We start from the raw sequence: 786 nt of genomic DNA, 5'->3' as shown, positions 1-786 counted from the left end.
CACCACCAATGGTTAGAGGTACTGTTTCTGGGGTGATTTCTACAAGCGCATCGTCGACCGTTGGCAAGGTCACTGCGAAACTAGTGACGCCTGCTGGAACCGTAATCAAGCCCGTTGTGGCGTTATACGTCACGCCGTTACTGAAGGTGGCTGTGCCGTAATCTGCTGTAGATGCAGAGCCACCACCCAAATTAAAGGCGTAAGTCTCAACCTTAGTCGTTGCCGTACTCAAGGTCACGTTGAAGACTAGATTATTGCCTTCAACTACATTGTCATCCGCCACACCGGGATTACCGACTTCGATACCGGCAATGGCAGGGCTGTCGTTATCTAGAATGCCACCGGTGGCTGAAACGCCACCGATGGTTAGAGGCACAGTTTCGGGTGTGATTTCAACTAAGGCATCGTCGACCGTTGGCAGGGTCACTGCGAAATTTGTCACTCCAGCCGGAACCGTAATCAAGCCCGTTGTGGCGTTATACGTCACGCCGTTACTGAAGGTAGCGGTGCCGTAATCTGCCACCGAGGCTGAACCACCGCCAAGATTGAAGGCGTACGTTTCAACCTTGGTCGTTGCTGTGCTCAATGTAACGTTGAAGACCAGATTATTGCCTTCAACGACGTTGTCATCCGCCACACCAGGATTGCCGACTTCAATGCCGGCAATGGCTGGGCTGTCGTTATCTAGAATGCCACCGGTGGCGCTTACTCCACCGATGGTTAGTGGGACTGTTTCTGGAGTGATTTCAACCAAGGCATCATCAACCGTTGGTAGAGTCACTGCGA

At 52.4% G+C, this 786-nt stretch carries 1 protein-coding gene; it reads right to left on the bottom strand.

The features are described from left to right. Nucleotides 1–786, bottom strand: a 786-nt coding sequence (locus tag ACFQNF_RS17465; RefSeq protein WP_380189194.1) for a hypothetical protein, incomplete at both ends; no start/stop codon positions are given.

Source organism: Iodobacter arcticus, from assembly GCF_042664895.1.
GTDB lineage: Bacteria > Pseudomonadota > Gammaproteobacteria > Burkholderiales > Chitinibacteraceae > Iodobacter > Iodobacter arcticus.
The sequence above is the reverse complement of the archived record's forward strand: the minus strand, read 5'-3'. Positions and strand labels throughout refer to the sequence as shown.